Source organism: Cedecea sp. (assembly GCF_036500665.1).
Taxonomy (GTDB): Bacteria; Pseudomonadota; Gammaproteobacteria; order Enterobacterales; family Enterobacteriaceae; genus Cedecea.
Map to the genome: position 1 here is coordinate 35,153 of NZ_DASYBS010000016.1, position 24,670 is coordinate 59,822.

At 55.5% G+C, this 24,670-nt stretch carries 25 protein-coding genes; 15 read left to right on the top strand and 10 right to left on the bottom strand.

What is annotated here, in order from left to right; all coding sequences use genetic code 11:
- Nucleotides 1-128: 128 nt before the first annotated feature.
- The 4 genes from hemY to hemC are packed head-to-tail and all read right to left on the bottom strand — an operon-like array spanning nt 129 to nt 4,215.
- Entirely contained in the window at nt 129-1,325 is a 1,197-nt protein-coding gene (hemY, locus tag VGM55_RS02525; protein WP_331634483.1) for a protoheme IX biogenesis protein HemY, read from the bottom strand.
- A gap of 2 nt (nt 1,326-1,327) precedes the next feature.
- Nucleotides 1,328-2,512, bottom strand: a complete 1,185-nt coding sequence (gene hemX, locus VGM55_RS02530) for a uroporphyrinogen-III C-methyltransferase (protein WP_154189443.1) — start codon at nt 2,510-2,512, stop codon at nt 1,328-1,330.
- Between the two features lie 18 nt (nt 2,513-2,530).
- Nucleotides 2,531-3,277, bottom strand: coding sequence for a uroporphyrinogen-III synthase (hemD, locus tag VGM55_RS02535; RefSeq protein WP_331634484.1), 747 nt, complete (start codon nt 3,275-3,277; stop codon nt 2,531-2,533).
- A complete protein-coding gene (gene hemC / locus VGM55_RS02540) occupies nt 3,274-4,215 on the bottom strand; it encodes a hydroxymethylbilane synthase (RefSeq protein WP_331634485.1) in 942 nt (313 codons plus the stop codon). The genes hemD and hemC overlap by 4 nt, the downstream gene beginning before the upstream one ends.
- Before the next feature lie 287 nt (nt 4,216-4,502).
- Here hemC and cyaA point away from each other — a divergent pair, with 287 nt between their 5' ends.
- Nucleotides 4,503-7,052: a class I adenylate cyclase gene (gene cyaA, locus VGM55_RS02545; protein ID WP_331634486.1), complete on the top strand. Its 2,550-nt coding sequence runs from the start codon at nt 4,503-4,505 to the stop codon at nt 7,050-7,052.
- Here the strand turns inward: cyaA and cyaY are convergent, their stop codons facing one another.
- Both cyaY and VGM55_RS02555 read right to left on the bottom strand, forming a co-directional pair.
- A complete protein-coding gene (gene cyaY / locus VGM55_RS02550) occupies nt 7,053-7,373 on the bottom strand; it encodes an iron donor protein CyaY (protein ID WP_154189447.1) in 321 nt (106 codons plus the stop codon).
- Nucleotides 7,374-7,436: 63 nt separating this feature from the next.
- Nucleotides 7,437-7,796 carry a DUF2620 family protein gene (locus tag VGM55_RS02555; RefSeq protein ID WP_154189448.1) on the bottom strand — a complete coding sequence of 120 codons (360 nt, stop codon included), beginning with the start codon at nt 7,794-7,796 and terminating at the stop codon, nt 7,437-7,439.
- 225 nt (nt 7,797-8,021) lie between these two features.
- Between VGM55_RS02555 and lptM the strand changes: the two genes are divergently transcribed.
- From lptM to corA, 8 genes are all read left to right on the top strand, one after another.
- Entirely contained in the window at nt 8,022-8,228 is a 207-nt protein-coding gene (gene lptM / locus VGM55_RS02560; protein WP_154189449.1) for an LPS translocon maturation chaperone LptM, read from the top strand.
- Nucleotides 8,229-8,266: 38 nt separating this feature from the next.
- Nucleotides 8,267-9,091 carry a diaminopimelate epimerase gene (gene dapF, locus VGM55_RS02565; protein ID WP_154189450.1) on the top strand — a complete coding sequence of 275 codons (825 nt, stop codon included), beginning with the start codon at nt 8,267-8,269 and terminating at the stop codon, nt 9,089-9,091.
- Nucleotides 9,088-9,792, top strand: a complete 705-nt coding sequence (locus VGM55_RS02570; protein WP_331634487.1) for a DUF484 domain-containing protein — start codon at nt 9,088-9,090, stop codon at nt 9,790-9,792. Before dapF ends, VGM55_RS02570 begins: the two co-directional genes overlap by 4 nt.
- Nucleotides 9,789-10,694: a tyrosine recombinase XerC gene (gene xerC, locus VGM55_RS02575; protein WP_331634488.1), complete on the top strand. Its 906-nt coding sequence runs from the start codon at nt 9,789-9,791 to the stop codon at nt 10,692-10,694. The genes VGM55_RS02570 and xerC overlap by 4 nt, the downstream gene beginning before the upstream one ends.
- Entirely contained in the window at nt 10,694-11,410 is a 717-nt protein-coding gene (gene yigB / locus VGM55_RS02580; protein ID WP_154189453.1) for a 5-amino-6-(5-phospho-D-ribitylamino)uracil phosphatase YigB, read from the top strand. The genes xerC and yigB overlap by 1 nt, the downstream gene beginning before the upstream one ends.
- A 69-nt stretch (nt 11,411-11,479) precedes the next feature.
- Nucleotides 11,480-13,642 (top strand): DNA helicase II, encoded by a 2,163-nt coding sequence (gene uvrD, locus VGM55_RS02585; protein WP_331634490.1) that lies wholly within the window; start codon nt 11,480-11,482, stop codon nt 13,640-13,642.
- 149 nt (nt 13,643-13,791) lie between these two features.
- Entirely contained in the window at nt 13,792-13,848 is a 57-nt protein-coding gene (gene ysgD, locus VGM55_RS02590; protein WP_331634509.1) for a YsgD/CorL family protein, read from the top strand.
- Between the two features lie 165 nt (nt 13,849-14,013).
- On the top strand, nt 14,014-14,964 hold the full coding sequence (corA, locus tag VGM55_RS02595; protein WP_038476870.1) for a magnesium/cobalt transporter CorA: 951 nt from the start codon (nt 14,014-14,016) through the stop codon (nt 14,962-14,964).
- A 27-nt stretch (nt 14,965-14,991) separates the two neighbouring features.
- Here the strand turns inward: corA and rarD are convergent, their stop codons facing one another.
- Both rarD and yigI read right to left on the bottom strand, forming a co-directional pair.
- Nucleotides 14,992-15,900: an EamA family transporter RarD gene (gene rarD / locus VGM55_RS02600; RefSeq protein ID WP_154189455.1), complete on the bottom strand. Its 909-nt coding sequence runs from the start codon at nt 15,898-15,900 to the stop codon at nt 14,992-14,994.
- A gap of 53 nt (nt 15,901-15,953) precedes the next feature.
- Nucleotides 15,954-16,424, bottom strand: a complete 471-nt coding sequence (gene yigI, locus VGM55_RS02605) for an acyl-CoA thioesterase YigI (RefSeq protein ID WP_331634491.1) — start codon at nt 16,422-16,424, stop codon at nt 15,954-15,956.
- 168 nt (nt 16,425-16,592) lie between these two features.
- Between yigI and pldA the strand changes: the two genes are divergently transcribed.
- From pldA to rhtC, 3 genes are all read left to right on the top strand, one after another.
- Complete coding sequence (gene pldA, locus VGM55_RS02610; protein WP_154189457.1) at nt 16,593-17,459, top strand: phospholipase A; 867 nt, start codon at nt 16,593-16,595, stop codon at nt 17,457-17,459.
- 63 nt (nt 17,460-17,522) lie between these two features.
- Nucleotides 17,523-19,352 (top strand): ATP-dependent DNA helicase RecQ, encoded by a 1,830-nt coding sequence (recQ, locus tag VGM55_RS02615; RefSeq protein ID WP_331634492.1) that lies wholly within the window; start codon nt 17,523-17,525, stop codon nt 19,350-19,352.
- Nucleotides 19,353-19,416: 64 nt separating this feature from the next.
- Nucleotides 19,417-20,037, top strand: a complete 621-nt coding sequence (gene rhtC / locus VGM55_RS02620; protein ID WP_154189458.1) for a threonine export protein RhtC — start codon at nt 19,417-19,419, stop codon at nt 20,035-20,037.
- On the opposite strand, the gene rhtB is transcribed toward rhtC, so the two are convergent.
- Nucleotides 20,038-20,658, bottom strand: coding sequence for a homoserine/homoserine lactone efflux protein (gene rhtB / locus VGM55_RS02625; protein ID WP_008455495.1), 621 nt, complete (start codon nt 20,656-20,658; stop codon nt 20,038-20,040).
- Nucleotides 20,659-20,746: 88 nt separating this feature from the next.
- Here rhtB and pldB point away from each other — a divergent pair, with 88 nt between their 5' ends.
- The 3 genes from pldB (at nt 20,747) to VGM55_RS02640 (ending at nt 23,714) form a co-directional block, all read left to right on the top strand.
- Nucleotides 20,747-21,769: a lysophospholipase L2 gene (pldB, locus tag VGM55_RS02630; protein ID WP_331634493.1), complete on the top strand. Its 1,023-nt coding sequence runs from the start codon at nt 20,747-20,749 to the stop codon at nt 21,767-21,769.
- A gap of 126 nt (nt 21,770-21,895) precedes the next feature.
- The gene (yigL, locus tag VGM55_RS02635; protein WP_154189460.1) at nt 21,896-22,702 is read left to right on the top strand and encodes a sugar/pyridoxal phosphate phosphatase YigL; all 807 of its coding nucleotides are present in this window, start codon (nt 21,896-21,898) and stop codon (nt 22,700-22,702) included.
- 112 nt (nt 22,703-22,814) lie between these two features.
- Nucleotides 22,815-23,714: a carboxylate/amino acid/amine transporter gene (locus VGM55_RS02640; protein WP_331634494.1), complete on the top strand. Its 900-nt coding sequence runs from the start codon at nt 22,815-22,817 to the stop codon at nt 23,712-23,714.
- Here VGM55_RS02640 and metR read toward each other — a convergent pair.
- On the bottom strand, nt 23,602-24,555 hold the full coding sequence (metR, locus tag VGM55_RS02645; RefSeq protein ID WP_154189462.1) for an HTH-type transcriptional regulator MetR: 954 nt from the start codon (nt 24,553-24,555) through the stop codon (nt 23,602-23,604). The two genes, VGM55_RS02640 and metR, sit on opposite strands and share 113 nt — an antisense overlap.
- Nucleotides 24,556-24,670 lie beyond the last annotated feature (115 nt).

Sequence of the window (24,670 nt, forward strand, 5' to 3'; positions counted from 1 at the left end):
ACCATGGACATAACGTTGAGTGAAGCACCAATTAGTTGTCAAACAGACCTGTTTTAACACCTGCCAATTGGCAGGTGTTTTTTTTTGCATACTGGAAAGGGGAAGGCGGCAAAACGCCGCCTTAACGGCTATGGATTGGGATGGTTTTGTAGGGTCAGCAGCAGGCCATCACGGCGCATGATTGCCGCTTCTTCTGGCTTATGCAGTTTATCGAGAGAGTCAGCCAGCCAGGCGTAATCATAAGCATCCGGACGTTGCTTAATAGCTTCACGGAATGCATCGCTTGCCTGCTGCCATTCGCCGTGTTTCATCAGCAACTGCCCCAGCGTGCTTTGCAGCAGAGGGCGATCGCCCTGCGTTTTGATCTGCTGGCGTAAGGCTTTCTCTAACTGCTCTGGATTACCGGACTTCAGGCGCGGCATCAATAACACCAAGCGATCGTCGTACTGACGCTTCAGCCCGTCAATGATTACCTCCTGCGCGGCATCGTGATCGTCACATTCAATCAGATGTTCAGCGATAGCCACCTGCAGTACGCTCTGATGGCGCGTCTTACGGCTTTGGTTGCGCCACCAGGCTTTCAGGCCATCGTTACCCTGATCGGCCATCGCCTGATCCATCAGTCCGATCCAGGCCTGCTGCTGCAGCGCTTCACGGTGGGCGTCGTCACCGATCTGCACTTTTTCCATCGCCGGCAGAATATCCAGCAATGAACTCCATGCGCCGGTTCGCAGGTAGGCCTGCTCTGCCAGGCGAAGGACTTCAGGATGGCGCGGTGCGACTTCCAGAAGCTTATCAATGCCGTGGCGTGCCGCATGGTTTTCATTACGTGCCAGCTGCAATCGAACGCGAGTGATCTCTACCGGGAGCTGATCGTTATCCGCCAGTTCGGCTGCGCGCTCAAGATGCTGATTAGCACGAATTTCATCGCCACGCTGTTGAGCGGCCTCTGCGGCAAGCAGATAGTTCACCACCGGTTGTTCGGCGTGATCGGCATTCTTGCTCATCAGCTTCTCAACCTGCTGATAATCGCCTTCAGCCAGTTTCAGCAGTGCGGCTTTGGTTTGCTTGCGGGCACGGCTGCGCTTGCGGCCCAGGAACCAACCGCGGGTGCGGGCGCCGGTACGGAAAATGCGGCGCAACACCCATTCGATAGCGAACAGTACTACCATTGCCAGGATCAAAATAATGACTAAACCGGTCACGCTGGTTTCAACGTTGTAGTTATCGGTCTGGATTAACACGTAACCCTGGTGACCCGCCAACATGGGACCCAGTACGATGCCTGCAATCAGCAGCAGGAAGAGCAATAAGACTTTAATCATGCTTATTCTCCCTGACTTGCGGCAGGTGCAGGCTGTGCTGGCGCTGCCTCTGGCTGAGCATTATTGAGTGCAGGGCTTGCCGGTTGGGCAAGTAAATTGCGTACTCGGGTTTGCATCAGTTTTTCCAGCAGCGGCTGGCTTTGCAGCGTCTGCGGAATATCCATATGAATGCTCTGTTGGCTCAGGCCATCAAGCTCTTCAAGAAACGCCTTGGTGGCTGAATCATTCGTATCGTAATAGGCACGTACCCAGGTAGACACATTGTCCAGAGCCTGCTTGTAGGTGTCTTCCTGATGGCGTGGTACAGCCTGCGCGGCGACCAGCAGGCGGGAGCGAATATTTTCGCGCAGGTAGATATCCTGATTCGGTGCCAGCAGCGGAACGGCGGTTTCATCGCGGCGGCGGATAGTGATAAAGCTATCCATAAAGCTGTGCCAGCTTTTCACCAGGTTCTGACGCCATTCGGTAATCGTGCCTGACAGCTCGCCGCTGTCAGAATCCATCGGTGAATCATCGCTGTCGTTATCGGCAAGGCGCAGGTTATCCAGGCCGTTAGAGAGCTGATTCAGCTTGAGGATAATCCCGTCGTAGTCGACCTGGGTCACCGTAGACAGCGTTGAAATATCGTCCGTTAGCGCACGGCGAGCGGTGATGAGGCTCGGGTCGTTCATATCGGCCAGGCTGGCATCGGCGCTTTTTAACAGCGCCGCGGCTGTTGTAACGTCCTGATCGCTCCACAGCTTACGGCCCGCCAGCTTCACGAGGAAGTCAGCCTGTGCCAGCAGCCAGGTTTTCGAGTCGCTGCCGGAAATTGTCGCGACCTTTTGCTGCACTTCATCTAACTGGTGCGCCAGCGCTGCCTGCTGCTTATTGGCATCGCTGAGTGCAGTAGCCTGCTGTTTCAGCGTGGCATCAAATTCGCTCTTCTGCGCTTCCTGCTGCTTCTGCAGGGCAATCAGCTGATTAGCCAGCGCATCGCTGGTCGCCGTCTGAGTTGATACCTGGTGCTTGCCATAGCTATAAAGCCCGCCGCCTAACGCTAGGGCAATGGCGATGGCTATCGCCCCCAACGCGATACCCGCCACGCCGGAACGATTTTTCTTTGGCGTTGGCTCGGGTTGCGATGGCGTCTCCACCGCGGGTGTGGTTTCCTCAACCATGGCGGAGGAGTTATTTTGTTCCGTCATTGTGGCGTCCTGTTATTGTTAGGTGTGTTGTAACGCACGTAGCAGCGCGTCATTGTCCGCATGCGCGGCGACCCGAATATTCTGCCAGCCCATTTCCCGGGCAAGGTTCGCTAAACGCTCGCTGACAACCAGCAACTGGCAGCGAAATAGCCAGTTCTTGCGATACCAGTCGGGTGTTAGCGTGTAAAGCTGCTGCAGCATTTCACCGCTGGTAACCACCAGCGTTGAGATCCCTCGCGCATGCCAGCGGTGGGCCTCTTCTGTTCCATCGTAAATAATAGCGCTTCGCTGATAACACTCACAGAAGCTGACCTCAGCGCCTCGCGCTTCAAGCGTTTCGCCCAGCAGTTCACGCCCGCCGTTTCCACGTAAAATTAACGCGCGTTTGCCGGCAACATTCTGTAATTCAGGTAATTGTAGCAACACTTCGCTGGTTTCCCGATCTTGTGGATAGCGAACAGGAATATGGCTGACGGTATGAAAAGCCAGCGCGGTTGTCCGGCCTATGGCAAACCAGCTTAGTTTATCCGGCCAGGGGATACCGCTGCGGCGCAAAAGAGGGGCGGCATAGTCAATCACGTGCTGCGAAAGAACAAAGACCAAATCGCCGGGCGCAAGCGCCGCAAGCTGGGCCGGAAGCTGCGACAGCTGCCGGCCGGGCGAGAACTCGATAAGCGGGAAGCTATACGCCACCCGCCCGAGTGCGCGCAGACGGCTCACTAACTCTTCCCCGGCAGGGGACGGGCGGGTGACAAGGATCGTCATGCGGGAGCATCTCCATCATAAACGTCGGCGAGGATCTCCCGAGCACCGTTATCCAGCAGCTCTTCCGCCAGTGAAACGCCCATGGCTAAGGCATCTTCCGGCTTACCGCGGCGCTCGCCGCGCACCATCACGGAACCGTCCGGCGCGCCGACTAATGCGCGAAGCCAGAGTTCATTATCTTTCAGCTCGGCATAGCTACCGATTGGCACCTGACAGCCGCCTTCAAGGCGCATATTCATCGCGCGTTCTGCGCTGACGCGAATGGCGGTTTCGTGGTGATTAAGCGGCGCCAGCAGCGCTTTGGTGCGCTCATCGTCCAGGCGGCACTCAATGCCAACGGCACCCTGACCGACGGCGGGTAGAGACACTTCCGGCGGCAGCGCGTAGCGAATGCGATCCTGCATCTTAAGACGATTCAGCCCGGCGACGGCAAGAATAATGGCATCGTATTCGCCCTTATCCAGCTTGCCGAGGCGGGTGCCAAGGTTACCGCGCAGGGAGCGAATCACTAAATCGGGACGCTGTTCGGCTATCTGGCACTGGCGGCGCAGGCTTGAAGTGCCCACGATGCTGCCGGCCGGAAGCGCATCCAGCGTTTGATAATGATTGGAGACAAAGGCGTCACGCGGGTCGTCGCGCTCGCAAATGGTGACCAGCCCCAGACCTTCAGGGAACGCCACCGGCACGTCTTTTAGGGAGTGAACGGCGATGTCCGCACGCCCGTCCAGCATTGCCAGCTCGAGCTCTTTAACGAATAGCCCTTTACCGCCCACTTTGGCGAGCGGCGTGTCCAGCAAAACATCACCTCGCGTGACCATCGGCACTAACTCAACGGTCAGCTGTGGATGAAAAGCTTCAAGACGCTGCTTAACATAATGTGCTTGCCAGAGTGCAAGAGGACTTTGGCGAGTGGCAATTCTGAGTATATTGTCTAACATGCTTGTTACCGTAATTATCGTCCACCGACCATCCTACCATTGTTAGCGGAAGGCTGTCAGGTTTGGCGGTTTTTGCGGCAACAGAGGGACGTGATTCGCATTATGGAAGAAACGGCCACTGACCGCGGCATCTACCACTTTGGTAGCGCATCTTTCTTTACGGTCAACTGGCAAGGTGTTAAATTGATCACGTTTCCAGCAATTGCTGTCCCGATCGTTTATAATAATGGGGACAACAACCAGGAAACGGGTTTTTTCGTAATACTGAAACCATCAGGCGATACGTCTTGTACCTCTATATTGAGACACTTAAACAGAGACTGGATGCCATCAATCAACTGCGCGTAGATCGCGCGCTTGCTGCTATGGGGCCTGCCTTCCAACAGGTCTACAGTCTACTGCCAACGTTATTACATTATCATCACCCGCTGATGCCGGGTTACCTTGACGGTAACGTTCCCTGTGGCATTTGCATCTACACGCCTGATGAAACCCAACGCCACTACCTGGACGAGCTCGAACTGCAGCGCGGCATGCCGCCTCAGGAGACGCCAGCGGGCGAACTGCCGATAACCGGCCTCTATTCCATGGGCAGCACCTCCTCGGTGGGGCAAAGTTGCTCTTCTGACCTTGATATCTGGGTTTGCCACCAGTCATGGCTCGACAACGACGAGCGCCAGCTGTTGCAGCGTAAATGCAGCCTGCTGGAGAGCTGGGCGGCGTCCCTTGGCGTTGAGGTTAGCTTCTTCCTGATTGACGAAAACCGCTTCCGCCATAACGAAAGCGGCAGCCTGGGCGGTGAAGACTGTGGTTCCACGCAGCATATCCTGTTGCTGGACGAGTTTTACCGTACGGCTGTACGCCTGGCCGGGAAGCGCATTCTATGGAACATGGTGCCCGGTGATGAAGAAGAGCATTACGACGATTACGTAATGACCCTTTACGCCCAGGGCGTGCTGACGCCAAACGAGTGGCTCGATCTCGGTGGTTTAAGCTCGCTGTCTGCCGAAGAGTACTTTGGCGCCAGCCTGTGGCAGCTGTATAAAAGCATCGATTCTCCCTACAAGGCAGTGTTGAAAACGCTGCTGCTGGAAGCCTATTCCTGGGAATATCCGAATACCCGCCTGCTGGCGAAAGATATCAAACAGCGCCTGCACGACGGCGAGATAGTCTCCTTTGGTCTTGACCCGTACTGCATGATGCTGGAGCGCGTGACCGAGTACCTGACGCAAATTGAAGATCATGCGCGTCTGGACCTGGTTCGCCGCTGCTTCTACCTGAAGGTTTGCGAAAAACTCTCGCGGGAACGCGCCTGCGTTGGCTGGCGCCGTGAAGTGTTGAGCCAGCTGGTGAAAAGCTGGGGCTGGGACGATGTCCGTCTCGCGATGCTGGACAACCGGGCTAACTGGAAAATCGACCAGGTACGTGAAGCACATAACGAGCTGCTCGACGCGATGATGCAGAGCTACCGTAACCTGATTCGTTTTGCGCGCCGCAATAACCTGAGCGTTTCTGCCAGCCCGCAGGATATCGGCGTGTTAACGCGTAAGCTGTATGCTGCGTTTGAAGCGCTGCCGGGTAAAGTCACGCTGGTTAACCCGCAAATTTCGCCAGATCTCTCTGAACCGAATCTGACCTTTATCCATGTGCCGCTTGGCCGAGCCAACCGTTCCGGCTGGTATATCTACAACCGTGCGCCAAACATGGACTCCATCGTCAGCCATCAACCGCTGGAATATAACCGTTATCTTAATAAGCTGGTGGCATGGGCCTACTTTAACGGCCTGCTGACCTCGCGTACCCGCCTGTTTATTAAGGGCAACGGTATTTGTGACTTACCTAAGCTGCAGGAAATGGTGGCGGATGTTTCCCATCACTTCCCGCTGCGTCTCCCGGCCCCGACGCCGAAAGCGCTGTACAGCCCGTGCGAGATTCGCCACCTGGCGATTATCGTCAACCTTGAGTACGACCCGACGGCGGCCTTCCGCAATCAGGTGGTACACTTCGACTTCCGTAAGCTGGACGTGTTCAGCTTCGGCGAACAGCAGCAGTGCCTGATTGGCAGCGTTGACCTGCTGTACCGCAACTCGTGGAATGAGGTGCGTACCCTGCACTTCAACGGCGAGCAGGCGATGATCGAAGCGTTAAAAACCATTCTCGGTAAAATGCACCAGGATGCCGCGCCACCGGATAGTGTCGAGGTCTTCTGCTATAGCCAGCACCTGCGCGGCCTGATCCGTACTCGTGTGCAGCAGCTGGTGTCTGAATGCATCGAATTCCGCCTTTCCAGCACGCGTCAGGAACCTGGCCGCTTTAAAGCGGTGCGGGTTTCCGGCCAGACCTGGGGTCTGTTCTTTGAACGTCTAAATGTCTCCGTGCAGAAGCTGGAAAATGCCGTCGAGTTTTATGGCGCTATTTCACACAACAAACTGCACGGCCTGTCAGTGCAGGTTGGCACGAATCAGGTTCAACTGCCGGCGGTGGTGGATGGCTTTGCCAGCGAAGGGATTATTCAGTTCTTCTTTGAAGAGGCCAGCGAAGACCAGGGCTTCAACATCTATATTCTGGATGAAAGCAACCGCGCCGAGGTTTACCACCATTGCGAGGGCAGTAAAGAGGAGCTGGTACGCGACGTTAGCCGATTCTACTCTTCGTCCCACGATCGCTTTACCTACGGCTCAAGCTTCATTAACTTTAATCTGCCGCAGTTCTACCAGATAGTGAAGGTTGATGGCCGGATGCAGGTCATTCCGTTCCGCACCCAGTCAATGGCAACAGCCGCGCCGGCTAATCCGGACGATAACTCAGCGCCGCTGCTGCAGCAGTATCAACAGTAATCAGCGAAAGCTCACCGCTTCACCCGCCTGCTGTGAGCTGGCTTCTTCCAGCAGCTGCCAGAACTCCGCACCGCTACGATCGCAAATCCATTCGCCGCCCTTCAGATTGAAATGATAGCCGCCGCTTTTTGTTGCCAGCCACACCTGGTGCAGAGGCTCCTGGCGGTTAATGATAATTTTGCTGCCGTTTTCAAAGCTGATGGTCAGCACGCCGCCGTTGATTTCACAATCAATGTCGCTATCGCCGTCCCAGTCATCCAGGCGCTCTTCAATGGTACGCCACAGGTTATCGGCTAAAAGGTGAAATTCGCTGTCGTTCATGTCTGCTTCCTGTTGGGATTTCAGGGCAGTATAAAAGCATCGTCGTGAATTAGAAACTATGGCTCAGGCGTCATCAAGGTAGTGCACCAGCAGAGGAATCGCATGTGATGCATTTTCGATGGCAATGCCGAAGGCAACTTTTCCATCCCGTACCCAGCGGGCGATTTGCTCTTCTCTGGCTGGTGAGCCGGGGCTGGCTACGGTACAGCATTTTTCCGGGCCCAGAACGGCGACCGCAATGGCCAGAGCGGGGCCAATGCCGGAGTGAAATGCGCCAATGGTGTAATGCAGTTCACCGCGCTTAACGTAGTTTGCCGCATCCATGTCGCTGACCAGCTGGGTGGTAAATCTGCCTGGCGCGGCCTGTTCTATTAAATTCTGCATTGCTTCACGTTCAAGACCCGTAATGCCAATCCGTTTCATCTGCGTCACCTTATGAAAGACAACAAGCGTCAGATACGAGCAGTGATGAGGCGGCGATCGGCATTTTCCGAACGGATGCCCCATAAGTAGCGTAAACCAGAGATTATTTTCTTGCCTGGTTTACGGAGAGGCGATTTTCAGCGGTATGAATAACGAAGAGTATTGCTTTTCAGGGTTCACCTGCGATGATAGACGGCAGAATAGTGAATCACAGGCAACCTCATAATGAAGAAGATTTTCTGCCCTCTTGCTCTGGCACTGACGCTTGTAAGCCTTACCGGCTGCGGCCTGAAGGGGCCCCTTTATTTCCCGCCGGCCGATAAGAAAGCGACCCCAACAACGCATAGCGCAACCCCGGAACAATCCATCCAGTCGACGCCAGCCCGCAACAGCCGCGGTATTGATGACGCACCGACTCAGGTTATTTACTAGCTAAACCGTGCTTTGTAACCGCGCTAATGGAGCAGAAGATGCAGTTCTCTAAAATGCATGGCCTTGGTAATGACTTTATGGTCGTCGACGCGGTGACGCAGAATGTTTATTTCTCTCCGGAACTGATCCGACGGCTGGCGGATCGCCATCTCGGCGTTGGCTTCGATCAGCTACTGATCGTCGAGCCGCCGTACGATCCCGATCTCGACTTTCACTACCGGATCTTTAATGCTGACGGCAGTGAAGTCTCCCAGTGTGGCAACGGCGCACGCTGTTTTGCCCGTTTTGTACGCCTCAAGGGGTTAACGAATAAACGTGAAATTCGCGTCAGCACCGCTAATGGCCGTATGGTGCTTAGCGTGACGGAAGATGAGACGGTACGCGTCAATATGGGCGAGCCTAACTTCGAACCTTCTCAGGTGCCGTTTCGGGCAAACAAAGCAGAAAAGACCTATATTATGCGTGCCGCCGAACAAACCATTATGTGCGGCGTTGTCTCAATGGGGAACCCTCACTGCGTGATTCAGGTCGATGATATCGAAACCGCAGCGGTAGAAACGTTGGGGCCGGTAATGGAAAGCCATGAGCGCTTCCCGGAACGTGCCAACATTGGCTTTATGCAGGTGGTGAGCCGCGAACACATTCGACTGCGCGTTTATGAACGCGGCGCGGGTGAAACCCAGGCCTGTGGCAGCGGTGCCTGTGGTGCAGTAGCGGTTGGCATCCTGCAAGGATTACTGGCGGAACAGGTACGTGTTGAACTGCCTGGCGGCCGCCTTGATATCGCCTGGAAAGGGCCGGGTTCTCCGCTGTACATGACCGGCCCGGCGGCCCACGTCTATGATGGATTTATACATCTATGAAGAATGCCGAGGAACAGCAAGAAGCCCTTCTTGAGCTTAACGATCTCGCGGTTGCCGAATACTTACAGCGCAACCCCGACTTCTTTATTCGCAATGCCCACCAGGTGGAGAGCATGCAGGTTCCTCACCCGGTGCGCGGCACCGTTTCGCTGGTGGAATGGCATATGGCCAGGAGCCGTAACCATATCAACCACCTTGAAGAGAACATGACGCTGTTGATGGAGCAGGCAAGCGCCAACGAAGGCCTGTTCTATCGTCTGCTGAAACTTCAGGGGCGACTGGCCTCGGCCTCCAGCCTGCAAGAGATGCTGAACCGGCTGCATCGCTGGGCGCGGGAGATTGGGTTAGCGGGTGCGAATGTCCGTCTTTTTGCTGACCGCTGGCGCATCGGCGCTCCTTCGGACTTTACCCATCTTGCGCTGAACCGTCAGGCTTTTGAGCCGCTGCGTATTCAGCGTCTGGGTGAAAGCCAGCACTATCTTGGCCCCCTTAATGGCCCGGAGCTTCTTCTGGTTTTGCCGCAGGCGAAAGCGATTGGGTCTGTTGCTATGTCGCTGATGGGCAGCGACGGCGATCTTGGCGTCCTGCTGTTCAGCAGCCGCGACCCACAACACTATCAACAGGGGCAGGGGACTCAGCTGTTGCACGAGCTGGCGCTGATGCTGCCTGACCTGCTGGAGCGCTGGGTTGAACGGGCATGACGGCCTCTCCGCTGCAGCCTGCCGTTGATGGTTTTCTGCGTTACCTGAAGGTCGAGCGCCAGCTCAGCCCGCTTACCCTGCTTAACTACCGGCGCCAGCTTACGGCGATAATTCACCTTGGCGAAGAAATGAAGCTGCAAAGCTGGCCAGGGTGCGACGCCGCGACGGTGCGTTCGTTGGCCGTACGCAGCCGTAGAGCCGGTCTGCAGGCATCCAGCCTCGCGCTGAGGCTATCCGCATTACGCAGCTTTTTTGACTGGATGGTCAGCCAGGGCGAGCTGAAGGCTAACCCGGCAAAAGGCATCACAACGCCAAAAGCCGGGCGGCATCTGCCGAAGAACATTGAAGTGGATGACGTTAATCATCTGCTGGATATCGATCTCAACGATCCGCTGGCGGTGCGCGACCGTGCGATGCTTGAAGTGATGTACGGCGCAGGGCTACGTCTTTCCGAATTGGTGAACATGAACTGCGGCCATATTGATCTCGCCACCGGCGAAGTATGGGTGATGGGGAAAGGCAGCAAAGAGCGCCGCGTGCCCGTTGGCCGAAGTGCAGTCACCTGGGTTGAACACTGGCTGGATCTGCGCGAGCTGTTTGGCCCTGACGACGATGCGTTATTTCTGGCAAAGACGGGAAAGCGAATCTCTGCCCGCAACGTGCAAAAGCGGTTTGGCGAATGGGGTATTAAGCAGGGGCTAAGCAGCCACGTACATCCGCATAAACTGCGCCACTCTTTTGCCACGCACATGCTGGAGTCTAGTGGCGATTTGCGTGCCGTTCAGGAACTGCTCGGGCACGCCAATCTTTCCACCACGCAAATCTATACCCATCTCGACTTTCAACATTTAGCCTCGGTGTATGATGCCGCGCATCCACGCGCCAAACGGGGGAAATCGTAATGCATTTTTACCGCCCGCTCGGGCAAATTGCCGCTCTGACCTTCGATCTCGACGATACGCTTTATGATAACCATCCGGTGATTCTGCGTACTACTCAGGAGTCTCTGGCCTTTGTGCAGAGCTACCATCCGAAGCTTAGCGCTTTCACTGCACTGGACTTCCACCGCAGCCGCGAGGCGCTGCGCCTGAGCGAGCCGGATATCTATCATGATGTCACCGAGTGGCGCAGACGTGCCGTCGAGCAGATGATGCTGGATGCAGGACTTAGCCCGGAAGACGCTTTTTCCGGCGCGGCAGCCGCCATGGAAAACTTTGCTCAGTGGCGCAGCCGCATCGACGTGCCGCAGGAAACGCACGACACGCTGGCAAAGCTTGCGAAGAAATGGCCGCTGGTAGCGATAACCAACGGCAATGCAGAGCCGCACCTGTTTGGGCTGGATAACTACTTTGAATTTATCCTTCGCGCCGGGCCGGATGGTCGGGCGAAACCCTTCAGCGATATGTACCATACCGCCGCCCAGCGCTTAGGCGTTCCGCTGGAGCAAATCCTGCACGTAGGTGATGACCTGACTACTGACGTAGCAGGTGCGCTGCGCTGCGGTATGCAGGCCTGCTGGATTAACCTGCGCGAAGGCGACCTGATGCGAATCGATGACAGCCGTTTGCTACCACATCTGGAAATTTCGCGGTTGGCATCCCTGACCGCGCTGATATAATCAACAGTAACTCTGTACAAATCACCAGTGGTTGGCTGAGCCAACTCTTTCTCTTTTTCGGCGGTGCCAATGGACGTTTCTTACCTGCTCGACAGCCTCAACGATAAACAGCGCGAAGCGGTTGCCGCCACGCGCAGCAACATGCTGGTGCTGGCCGGGGCGGGCAGTGGTAAGACGCGCGTGCTTGTGCACCGTATCGCGTGGTTGATGACGGTAGAAAACTGCTCGCCGTACTCCATTATGGCGGTGACCTTTACCAACAAAGCGGCGGCGGAAATGCGCCACCGTATTGGCCAGCTGATGGGCACCAGCCAGGGTGGCATGTGGGTGGGTACCTTCCACGGTCTGGCTCACCGTTTGCTGCGCGCTCACCACATGGACGCAAACCTGCCGCAGGACTTCCAGATCCTCGACAGCGAAGATCAGCTTCGGCTGCTTAAGCGCCTGATTAAAGCCATGAACCTGGACGAGAAACAGTGGCCACCGCGCCAGGCGATGTGGTACATCAACGGCAAAAAAGACGAAGGACTGCGCCCGCACCACGTAGAAAGCTACGGCAACCCGGTGGAACAAACCTGGCAGAAGGTTTACCAGGCCTATCAGGAAGCCTGTGACCGCGCCGGGCTGGTGGACTTTGCCGAGCTGCTGCTGCGCGCACACGAGCTGTGGCTGAACAAGCCGCACATCCTGAATCATTACCGTGAACGCTTCACCAATATCCTGGTGGACGAATTCCAGGATACCAACAGCATCCAGTACGCGTGGATCCGCCTGCTGGCCGGAGATACCGGCAAAGTGATGATCGTGGGCGATGATGACCAGTCGATCTACGGCTGGCGTGGTGCTCAGGTGGAAAATATCCAGCGCTTCCTGAATGACTTCCCTGGCGCGCAGACTATCCGTCTGGAGCAAAACTACCGCTCGACGAACAATATCCTGAATGCCGCCAACGCCCTGATCGCCAATAACTCCGGCCGACTCGGCAAAGAGCTGTGGACTGACGGCAGCGACGGCGAGCCTATCTCAATCTATTGTGCGTTCAACGAGCTGGACGAAGCCCGCTTCGTGGTCAACCGCATTAAAACCTGGCAGGAAAACGGCGGTGCGCTGGAGCAGTGCGCTATTCTGTACCGCAGTAACGCCCAGTCACGCGTGTTGGAAGAAGCGCTGCTGCAGGGAAGCATGCCTTACCGTATCTACGGCGGGATGCGCTTCTTCGAACGTCAGGAAATCAAAGATGCGCTCTCCTATCTGCGCCTGATGGCCAACCGCAACGACGATGCGGCCTTTGAGCGCGTGGTGAATACGCCAACTCGCGGCATCGGCGATCGCACGCTCGACGTAGTGCGCCAGACCGCTCGCGACCAGCAATTAACGCTATGGCAATCTTGCCGCTTGCTGCTGCAGGAAAAAGTGCTGGCCGGTCGTGCGGCTTCGGCCCTGCAGCGTTTTATGGAGCTTATTGATGCGCTCGCCCATGAAACGGCGGATATGCCGCTGCATGTCCAGACCGACCGGGTGATTAAAGATTCCGGCCTGTTCATGATGTATGAGCAGGAAAAAGGCGAGAAAGGCCAGACTCGTATTGAGAACTTAGAGGAACTGGTGACGGCAACGCGCCAGTTCAGTTACAACGATGAAGACGAAGACCTGATGCCGCTGCAGGCGTTTCTCTCTCATGCCGCGCTGGAAGCGGGCGAAGGACAGGCGGATACCTGGCAGGATGCGGTGCAGTTAATGACTCTCCACTCGGCAAAAGGCCTCGAATTCCCGCAGGTGTTTATCGTGGGAATGGAAGAGGGCATGTTCCCGAGCCAGATGTCCCTCGATGAAGGGGGACGCCTTGAAGAAGAGCGTCGCCTGGCCTATGTCGGCGTGACCCGTGCGATGCAGAAGCTGACGCTGACCTATGCGGAAACGCGGCGTCTGTACGGTAAAGAAGCCTACCATCGCCCTTCACGCTTTATCGGCGAACTGCCGGAGAACTGCGTCGAAGAAGTGCGCCTGCGCGCAAGCATCAGCCGCCCGGTAAGCCATCAGCGTATGGGCACACCTATTGCGCAGAACGATTCTGGCTTTAGCCTTGGGCAGCGTGTGCGCCATCCTAAGTTTGGCGAAGGGACCATTGTGAACCTTGAAGGCAGCGGGGAGCACAGCCGCCTGCAGGTGGCGTTTCAGGGCCAGGGAATCAAGTGGCTGGTTGCCGCTTACGCGCGTCTGGAAACGGTGTAACCTACAGAAAGTAATAGCAATTTTATGTGTGTGCGCTATCTTTAATATGTCACTGGCATGAACTTGTTCGGCCGTGTTCCGTTGCGTGTTGACGCCATATTGGTGGTGGCGTAACATGCGCGCACGATTACGCTAAGAGGACACTCGCCTTGGACACACCCAGTAGATACTGGCTCAATAACCTGTCATCCAGGTACAACTTCTAAGGCTATCCTCTGATGCTGATAGCCTTCGTGGTTGTCAGCGACCTCGTGTATTTTCATTCCGTCGCCCCTTGAGTCAGACTGTTTAATGGTCTGAAACCTCTATTGTTTCTGTCTGTGTGCCAACCGAATTGTCCCTGATCTTTTTTTGCATTGGGAGTCCCGGTCATGCTGAGCGCATTTCAACTGGAAAATAATCGCCTTGCCCGCCTTGAGCTGGACGAGACAGATACCCTGGCCAACTCGGTGTGGGTGGATCTGGTCGAGCCAGAAGAGAGCGAGCGAGAGCGTGTGCAAACGGAACTTGGCCAAAGCCTGGCAACCCGACCAGAGCTGGAAGATATCGAAGCCTCCGCGCGTTTCTTCGAGGATGAAGATGGTCTTCATATCCACTCCTTTTTCTTCTTTGAAGATGCGGACGATCACGCGGGCAACAGCACGGTTGCGTTTACGATTCGCGAAGGCCGGCTGTATACGCTGCGCGAACGTGAGCTACCTGCGTTTCGTCTTTACCGCATGCGCGCCCGTAACCAGTCGATGGTGGACGGCAACGCGTGGGAACTGCTGCTTGATTTGTTTGAAACCAAAATCGAACAGCTGGCGGATGAAATTGAAAATATCTACAGCGACCTGGAGCAGCTAAGCCGTGTGATCATGGAAGGGCACCAGGGCGATGAATACGACGCCGCGCTCTCAACGCTGGCGGAGCTGGAAGATATCGGCTGGAAGGTTCGCCTGTGCCTGATGGATACCCAGCGCGCACTGAACTTCCTGGTACGTAAGGCGCGTTTGCCAGGCAGCCAGCTGGAACAGGCCCGTGAGATCCTGCGAGATATCGAATCCCTGCTCCCGCACAATGAATCGCTGTTCCAGAAGGTTAACTTCCTGATGCAAGCGGCGATGGGCTTTATCAACATCGAGCAGAACCGCATCATCAAGATCTTCTCGGTGGTTTCGGTTGTCTTCCTGCCGCCTACGCTTGTAGCATCCAGCTACGGGATGAACTTCGAGTTTATGCCGGAGCTGAAGTGGAGCTTCGGCTATCCTGGCGCGATTATCTTTATGATGCTCGCCGGTCTGGCGCCTTATCTCTACTTTAAGCGCAAAAACTGGTTGTAAGAAAAAAGGAGCCTTTCGGCTCCTTTTTCACTTCTGTTTCAGTGACTTCATTTTTGTGCGCCGCTGAGTATAAATCGCATCGGCGATAAACAGCGCCAGGGCTGCCCAGATGAAGCCAAAAGTGATCAGCTTATCTTCAGTCACCACTTCGTCGTAGAGCGTGACAGCCAGCAGGAACATCAGCGTTGGCCCCAGGTACTGGAAGAAACCGAGCGTTGAAAGGCGCAGGCGCGTCGCGGCGGCCGTAAAGCACAGCAGCGGCACGGTGGTGATAATGCCAGCGGCGATAAGCATCAGGTTCAGCGACCACGGGTTCAGCCCCATATGGCTGGTCGTACTGTCAGCGATGCCAAACAGATAAATTCCCGCAATCGGCAGCAGCCACAGCGTTTCAAACAGCATTCCGGTTTGTGCATCTACGGCAATTTTCTTGCGAAGCAGGCCATAGAAAGCAAAGCTGAAGGCCAGGCCCAGACCGATGACAGGCAACGAACCAAAGGTCCACAGCTGCACCAGCACGCCACAGGTAGCCAGCAGCACGGCAAGCCACTGCATGCGGCGGAAGCGTTCGGCTAAAAATAGCATTCCCAGCACGACGTTAACTAAAGGGTTAATGAAGTAACCCAGGCTGGCTTCCAGCATGTGGTGATTATTGACCGCCCAGATATAAAGCAGCCAGTTACCGCCAATCAGTACGGCACTTAGCGCCAGCGTGAGGATCTTTTTACGGTTCTGGCAGGCGCGTTTCACCAACGGCCACTGGCGGCAGACGGTGATCAGCGCCAGCATAAAAAAGAATGACCAGATTACGCGATGGGTCAGGATTTCCGTTGCCGGTACGTAATGAATAAATTTGAAATATACCGGTGCGATGCCCCAGATGAAGTAAGCCGTTAGGGCAAGCAAAATACCCTGACGAGTCTGTTTCGGATCCATGAAGAAAACTCAGCCAAAAAAATAGCGAACAAATAATAACAGGGTTTACCTTTTCACCCTACCATGTAGGTAGCCGTTGCACTGGCGATATGTATCTGATCCTGGTTATGCAGCTCCACGCGAGCTACGGCAACTTTATTGCCCGCGCGTAAGAGGCTGCTGCTGGCCGTGAAACGCTCTCCACGGCCCGGACGCAGATAGTCGACGCGTAAATCGATGGTACCCATTTTTGACAGGCGCTGGCGCAGTTCATCTTCCGTGATGGTGTCATGGCGAGTCAGCGTACTGCCAACACAGACCAGGCCTGCCGCGACGTCCAGCGCGGAGGCGATAACGCCGCCATGCAAAATACTTTGTGCCCAGTTCCCCACCATCATTGGCTGATTATTAAAACTCAGCTGGGCAAATGCTTTCTCATAGCGCTCGAGCTCAAGGCCAAGTGCACGATTAAAAGGCATGTGATACACGAAGATCTCACCCACCAGCTTGAGGGCGGCTTCTGTAGTCAGTACAGGGGAAGACATGGTTCATTCCTCGAACAAAAAAGAAGTAAGTTAACAGGATGTTTAGTTTATGCTTCTCAAATGTTGCTTTCCACTTTTGGAACCGTAAGGACGCGGTGTAAGGCATAACGCTGTAGAATGATCTGTGCTTAATATTTTGAAACTTTTTTGTTATGGAGAACGGGACCAATGCTGAAATCTCTGGGCTGGGGGATGGCCGCGATGCTGCCTCTTAGCGCTTTCGCACAAGAAGCGACCATCGATAAAATCCACGACAAACCCGCTGTACGCGGCAGTATCATCGCCAATCTACTTCAGGAACACGATAACCCCTTTACGCTATACCCTTACGACACAAACTACTTGTTGTACACCTGGACTAGCGACCTGAATAAAGAGGCGATTAGCTCTTACGACTGGGCCAGCAATGCGCGTAAAGATGAAGTGAAATTTCAGCTGAGCCTGGCGTTCCCGCTCTGGCGCGGTATTCTTGGTGAAAACTCGGTACTGGGCGCTTCCTATACTCAGAAATCCTGGTGGCAGCTTTCTAATCGCAATGAATCCTCACCGTTCCGTGAAACCAACTACGAACCGCAGCTGTTTCTCGGCTTTGCTACTGACGCCACGTTTGCCGGCTGGACGCTGCGGGACGTGGAGTTCGGCTATAACCATGACTCGAACGGTCGTTCCGACCCCACTTCCCGCGGCTGGAACCGCCTCTATACCCGCCTGATGGCGCAGAACGGCAACTGGCAGGTAGAGGTGAAACCCTGGTATGTCGTGGGGAGCATTGAGGATAACCCGGATATCACCAAATACATGGGCTACTACCAGCTTAAGGTTGGATACGAGCTCGGCGACGCGATTTTCAGCGTGAAGGGGCAATATAACTGGAACAGCGGTTACGGTGGTGCGGAGTTTGGAGTGAGTTACCCGGTCTCGAAAAACGTTCGTTTCTATACCCAGGTGTACAGCGGTTACGGCGAATCGCTGATCGACTACAACTTTAACCAGACACGGGTTGGCGTAGGCGTTATGCTAAACGATCTTTTCTAAAGCATTGCAGTTTCTCTTCCAGGCGCTGAAAATGGCGCCTGGATTTTAGGTAGTGGGGATAGCGTGACACAGGCGGAAGTAATCAATCAGGCGTCGCTGGCGAGGCAGGTTCTGCAGGAAACCTTCGGGTACCAACAGTTCCGTCCTGGCCAGGAAACCATCATCGATACGGTGCTGGAGGGGCGTGACTGCCTGGTGGTGATGCCGACCGGCGGCGGTAAATCGCTGTGTTATCAAATTCCTGCGCTGGTGTTCGGCGGCCTGACGGTGGTGGTCTCTCCGCTGATTTCCCTGATGAAAGACCAGGTCGATCAGCTGCTGGCTAACGGCGTGGCTGCGGCCTGTCTTAACTCGACCCAGACCCGCGAACAGCAGCTGGAAGTGATGACCGGCTGTCGTACCGGGCAAATTCGCCTGCTGTATATCGCGCCTGAACGCCTGATGATGGATAACTTCATCGACCATCTCAGCAACTGGCAGCTTTCTATGGTTGCGGTGGACGAAGCGCACTGTATTTCGCAGTGGGGGCATGACTTCCGCCCGGAATATGCCGCGCTTGGCCAGCTTCGCGAACGACTGCCTGCCGTCCCCTTTGTGGCATTAACGGCCACGGCGGATGACACCACGCGGCTTGATATTGTTCGCCTGCTGGGGCTTAACGATCCGTTTATACAAATCAGCAGTTTTGACCGGCCGAATATTCGCTACATGCTGATGGAGAAGTTTAAGCCGCTCGATCAGCTAACCCGCTATATTCAGGAGCAGCGCGGCAAATCCGGCATTATTTACTGCAACAGCCGGGCAAAAGTGGAGGACATCGCCGCTCGTCTGCAAAGCAAGGGCGTCAGCGCTGGCGCTTATCACGCTGGCCTGGAACACCAGGTACGCGGGGAAGTGCAGGAAAAATTCCAGCGAGACGACCTGCAGATTGTGGTGGCAACCGTCGCGTTTGGTATGGGCATCAACAAGCCGAACGTGCGCTTTGTCGCCCACTTCGATATTCCGCGCAACATCGAATCTTATTATCAGGAAACCGGCCGTGCCGGACGTGATGGCCTGCCTGCTGAAGCGATGCTGTTTTACGATCCGGCGGATATGGCCTGGCTGCGCAAATGTCTCGAAGAGAAAGCGCCGGGGCAGCTTCAGGACATCGAACGCCACAAGCTCAACGCGATGGGCGCTTTTGCTGAAGCGCAAACCTGCCGCCGTCTGGTGCTGCTTAACTACTTTGGCGAAGGTCGCCAGCAGGCTTGTGGCAACTGCGATATCTGCCTCGATCCGCCTCGTCGTTATGACGGGCTTATGGATGCTCAAAAAGCGCTTTCCTGTATTTACCGCGTCGGCCAGCGTTTTGGTATGGGCTACGTGGTTGAAGTGCTGCGTGGTTCTAATAATCAGCGTATTCGCGACCTCGGCCATGACAAGCTGAAGATTTACGGTGAAGGCCGCGAGCACACCACCGAGCATTGGGTCAGCGTGATTCGCCAGCTCATTCACCTTGGCGTGGTGACGCAAAATATTGCCGCACACTCGGCCCTCCAGCTTACGGAAGCGGCGCGTCCTTATCTGCGTGGCGAAGAGCCGCTAATGCTGGCGGTACCGCGCGTCGTGGCTATTAAGCCGCGCGCCAGCCAGAAAGTCTTTGGCGGCAATTACGATCGCAAGCTGTTTGCCAAGCTCAGGAAACTGCGTAAGTCCATCGCGGACGAAGAAAACATTCCACCTTACGTGGTCTTTAACGATGCGACTCTGATTGAGATGGCCGAACAAATGCCGCTGTCGCCGGGTGAAATGCTGGGCATTAACGGCGTGGGCACGCGCAAGTTGGAGCGCTTTGGCCGCCCGTTTATGACGATGATTCGCGACCATGTCGATGGTGTGGATGAAGAGTAGCCTGCCGCGATGAAAAGTGGCAGGATAATGACTCTTCAAATTATCTGCACGCGAGCTATTCCCTATGTTAATGCTATTCCTGACCGTGGCGCTGGTGCACATCGTTGCCCTGATGAGCCCCGGTCCTGACTTTTTCTTTGTTTCCCAGACTGCCGTAAGCCGCTCTCGTAAAGAGGCGATGATGGGCGTTATGGGCATTACCGCTGGCGTGATGGTTTGGGCGGGCGTAGCGCTGCTTGGCCTGCACCTGATCCTCGAAAAAATGGCCTGGCTGCATAACATCATTATGGTCGGCGGTGGCCTGTATCTGTGCTGGATGGGTTATCAGATGCTGCGCGGCGCATTCAAGAAAGAAGCTAAAGGCGAAGAAGCCCCGAAAGTTGAGCTGGCGAGCGGCGGGAAGAGCTTTGTGAAAGGGCTGCTGACGAACCTGGCAAACCCGAAAGCGATTATCTACTTCGGCAGCGTGTTCTCGCTGTTTGTTGGCGACGACGTGGGCAGCGCGGAGCGCTGGGGGCTGTTTGTGCTGATTGCGATTGAAACTTTCGCCTGGTTCACGATTGTGGCGAGTCTGTTTGCCTTACCGAAAATGCGCCGCGGCTACCAGCGCCTCGCCAAATGGATCGACGGTATGGCGGGCGCTTTGTTTACCGGGTTTGGTATTCACCTGATCATCTCCCGATAATCAGGCCTGGCGCGCTCCGGCAAGCAGCGCGCCAACCAGCATAAACAGCGAGCCGAAGACCCGGTTCAACGCCTTCATCTGGCGCGGCCCCTTAATCCAGGCGGCGATGCGTTTTGCCAGAGTCGCATAGCCAATCATCACGATGATATCCACCACCACCGTTGTTACGCCGAGCACCACGTACTGCATCGCCTGAGGCTGGTGAGGCACGATAAACTGCGGGAACAGGGCGGCGAGAAACACGATGCTCTTGGGGTTGGTCAGGTTAACGAACACCGCCCGCTTAAACAGTTTACTGCGCGGTTGGGTGGTTGCCAGCGTGTTCAGATCCAGCGCACCGGCTGCTCTCCATTGCTGGATCCCCAGCCAGATAAGATAGGCGACACCCGCCCACTTCAGCACTTCAAAGGCCAGCAGCGAGCGTGAAAACAGCGCCCCAAGCCCCACGCCGACCAGCACAATATGCAGCGCCAGCCCGGTTTGCAGCCCGGTAATCGAGGCCGCTGCGCCGCGGTAGCCGTGGCTGATGGCGGTGGTCATAGTATTAATGGCTCCGGACCCGGGGGAAAGGCTAAGAATTATTGTGGTTAGCAGATAGGTAAACCACCACTCGAAGGTCATGCGAAACTCCCTGAACGCGCACTTTTATGCCACAATACGCTATTGTTGATAAGCGTGCTATGAGCCACAAAAAAATCACAGATACCTGATGCCGACCCCTATATCTCAGCATAAAAATGGATGGTTAGAACGGGAAGGCGCATTTGCTGCTTTTGCTACGGGTCCGCTAATGGACTTCTGGCGCAGGCGGGAAGAGCGCGAGTTCACCGGTGTGGATGACGTTCCGGTTCGCTACGTTCGTTTCTGTTCGCCCCAGCATGACCGCGTGATTGTTGTCTGCCCGGGCAGAATTGAAAGCTATGTGAAATATGCTGAGCTGGCCTATGACCTGTTTTATAGCGGGTTTGATGTCCTGATAATTGACCACCGCGGGCAGGGCCGTTCAGGGCGGATGCTGTCGGATTCTCACCGTGGGCACGTCGTCAATTTTAGCGACTATGTCGAAGATTTTGACCGCTTCTATCAGCAGGAAGTCGCGTCAGGGCACTGGCGTAAACGCTATCTGCTGGCCCATTCGATGGGCGGCGCTATTGCCGCATTATGGCTACAGCAAGCACCTGATGCTTTTGACGCGGTTGCGCTTTGCGCGCCGATGTTCGGCATTACGCTGCGCTGGCCGGAATGGATGGTGCGCCACATTCTTGACTGGGCCGAAGGGCATCCACGTATTCGGGAAGGATACGCCATTGGGACTGGCCGCTGGCGCGCGCTGCCGTTTAGCGTTAACGTCCTGACCCACAGTGAAGAGCGGTATCGCCGCAGCCTGCGTTTTTATGCTGATGAGCCAGCATTGCGGGTGGGTGGGCCAACGTTCCATTGGGTACGCGAAGGGATCCTCGCCGGAGAAAAGGTGTTAGCAGGAGCCACTGCCATCACCACGCCGATCTTTTTACTCCAGGCGGAAGAGGAGCGAGTGGTTGATAACCGCGCGCACCAGCGATTCTGCGAAATTATGGCCGCGGCGGGCCACCCTTGTGAGGGGGAAACACCTTACGTTATTGAAGGCGCGTATCACGAGATCCTGTTTGAGAAGGACGCTATGCGTGCCAGAGCATTGTCTGCCGTGCTTGAGTTTTTCGACCGGCATAATTCATTAATTTACTCTAAATAATTCGAGTTGTAGGTAGGCGGCCAGAGAGCTTATCCCGATGAGCTTACTGAAGTAAGTGATTTGGGTAAGTGAGTGCAGCCAACACCCCTACAACTTGAAGTATGACGAGTATTACCAGAGGTCTCTATGTACCACGTCGTTGCTTCAGATTTAGATGGCACCTTGCTGTCTCCCGATCATTTCCTCTCCGCTTATGCGAAAGAAACGTTAAAACTGCTCACAGCTGAAGGCGTTAACTTTGTTTTTGCTACCGGTCGTCACCATATCGATGTGGCGCAAATCCGCGATAACCTTGAGATCAAGGCGTACATGATCACCTCTAACGGGGCGCGCGTGCACGATACCGACGGCAATCTGTTCTTCTCTCACGATCTCGACCATGATATTGCTCAGGATCTGTTTGGAGTGGTGCATAACAACCCGGATATCGTGACCAACGTCTACCGGGGCGACGAGTGGTTTATGAACCGCCACCGCCCGGAAGAGATGAAATATTTCCAGGAAGCCAAATTCAGCTACACCTTATTTGAGCCGGGCCTGCTGGAGGCAGACGGCGTCAGCAAGGTGTTCTTCACCTGTGACGACCACGATACGTTGCTGCCGCTGGAGCAGGCGATTAACGCCCGCTGGGGTGACCGCGTAAACGTGAGCTTTTCTACCCTTACCTGCCTGGAAGTGATGGCGGGCGGCGTCTCCAAAGGGCACGCGCTGGAAGCAGTTTCGAAAGCAATGGGCTACGGCCTGAAAGAGTGCATCGCCTTCGGCGACGGCATGAACGACGCTGAGATGCTGAGCATGGCTGGCAAGGGCTGCATCATGGGCAATGCTCATCAGCGCCTGAAAGACCTGCTACCGGAGCTTGAAGTGATTGGCACCAACGGCGATAACGCCGTGCCGCACTACCTGCGCAGGTTGTTCCTTAAGGCTGAATAACAGGTACAATGACGAGTGGTTTATTCGTGACCACTCGTCAACTAAATAGTTAAGCTGATGCTCTGGCCTCTGGGTACAATGGCGTAATCTTGTTCGTTGCGGACTGCTCATTGTGCCATTACTTATCATCACCACGATTCTGTGGGCCTTCTCTTTTAGCCTGATAGGCGAATACCTTGCCGGGCATGTGGACAGCTACTTCTCGGTGCTGATGCGTGTCGGGCTTGCCGCGCTGGTATTCCTGCCGTTTCTGCGTTTTAAGGGCTACCGGCTAAAAACGCTGCTGCTGTATATGCTGGTGGGGGCGCTTCAACTGGGCGTTATGTACCTGCTTAGCTTCCGCGCCTATTTATACCTAACGGTCTCCGAATTCTTGTTGTTCACGGTGATGACGCCGCTGTACGTCACGCTTATCTACGATTTACTAAGCGGCAATAAGCTACGTTGGGGCTATGTGCTAAGCGCGGGGCTGGCGGTCATCGGCGCGGCGATCATCCGCTACGACAAAGTGAGCGACCATTTCTGGGTTGGCCTGCTGCTGGTGCAGGGGGCAAATATTTGTTTCGCCATTGGGATGGTTGGCTACAAGCGCCTGATGGAAACGCACCCGATGCCGCAGCATTGTGCGTTTTCCTGGTTCTATCTTGGGGCATTTATCGTTGCCGCAGCGGCCTGGTTTGTTCTTGGTAATCCACAAAAGCTCCCCACCACTACGCTACAGTGGGGGATTCTGGTCTGGCTTGGCGTAGTGGCTTCCGGGCTGGGCTACTTTATGTGGAACTACGGTGCAACCCAGGTGGACGCCGGTACGCTCGGCATCATGAATAACGTTCACGTGCCCGCCGGGCTATTGGTTAACCTCGCCATCTGGCAGGAGCAGCCGCACTGGCCGAGCTTTATCATTGGGGGAACGGTGATAATGGCCTCGCTGTGGGTACATCGCCGATGGGGCGCTCCGCGTTCTTCACAAACGGAAGGTGGTCACAGGCGTGCTGGCGCGTCGAGCGAATAAACGCTTCGGTCACCGGCTGGCGCTGTTCGCCATCGCGGACCGCGGCGTACAGTCGGCTCCATAATCCCTCGCCCAGGGTCTTTGTGACGATCAGGCCCTGGTGCTCAAAGCTTTCCACCACCCAGTGCGGTAGCGCGGCAATGCCCATGCGCGCCGACACCATCTGAATCAGCAGCAGCGTGTTATCGACGTTTTTCAGCGATGGGCTAACGCCCGCTGGCTGGAGGAAATGACGCCAGATATCCATGCGTTCACGCTGTACCGGATAGATCAGCAGCGTTTCGTCACTTAAATCTTCGGGCTCGATGCTCGCTTTCTTCGCCAGAGGATGGTCGGTGGCCATCACCAGGCGAACTTCAAAATCAAACATCGGCGAATAATGTAGCCCGCTGCGCGGCAGAATATCGGACGTTAATACGATATCCAGTTCACCCTGCTGTAGCGCGGGCTGCGGATCAAATGTCACGCCGGACTTAAAGTCCATCTCCACCTGCGGCCAGTGCTGGCGGAATTGCTCCAGCGCCGGGGTCAGCCATTGAATGCAGCTGTGGCACTCAATCGCAATACGCAGCCGCGTCTGGTGCGGTTCGTTGCAGGCCTGCAGCGCGCGGCCAATCTGCGGTAACACCTGCTCGGCAAGCTGCAGCAGGATCTCCCCCTGTGGCGTGAAGCGAAGCGGCTGACTTTTACGGATAAACAGGCGGAAGCCAAGCCGTTGCTCCAGATCGCTGAACTGGTGGGAGAGGGCCGACTGGGTCTGATGCAGTGCGGCGGCCGCTGCGGCCAGTGAGCCACAGTTTCGTAACGCTTGCAGCGTCCGCAGGTGTTTAATCTCGATCATGAAAGTCCTTCACTTCGGCATGAACAAATTGCGCTTGAGGAATATACAGTACCTGCGGATTATAGAAGTGTAAACATCTGGACGTCTAAATACATCGCACCGAATAGAGGAAAGA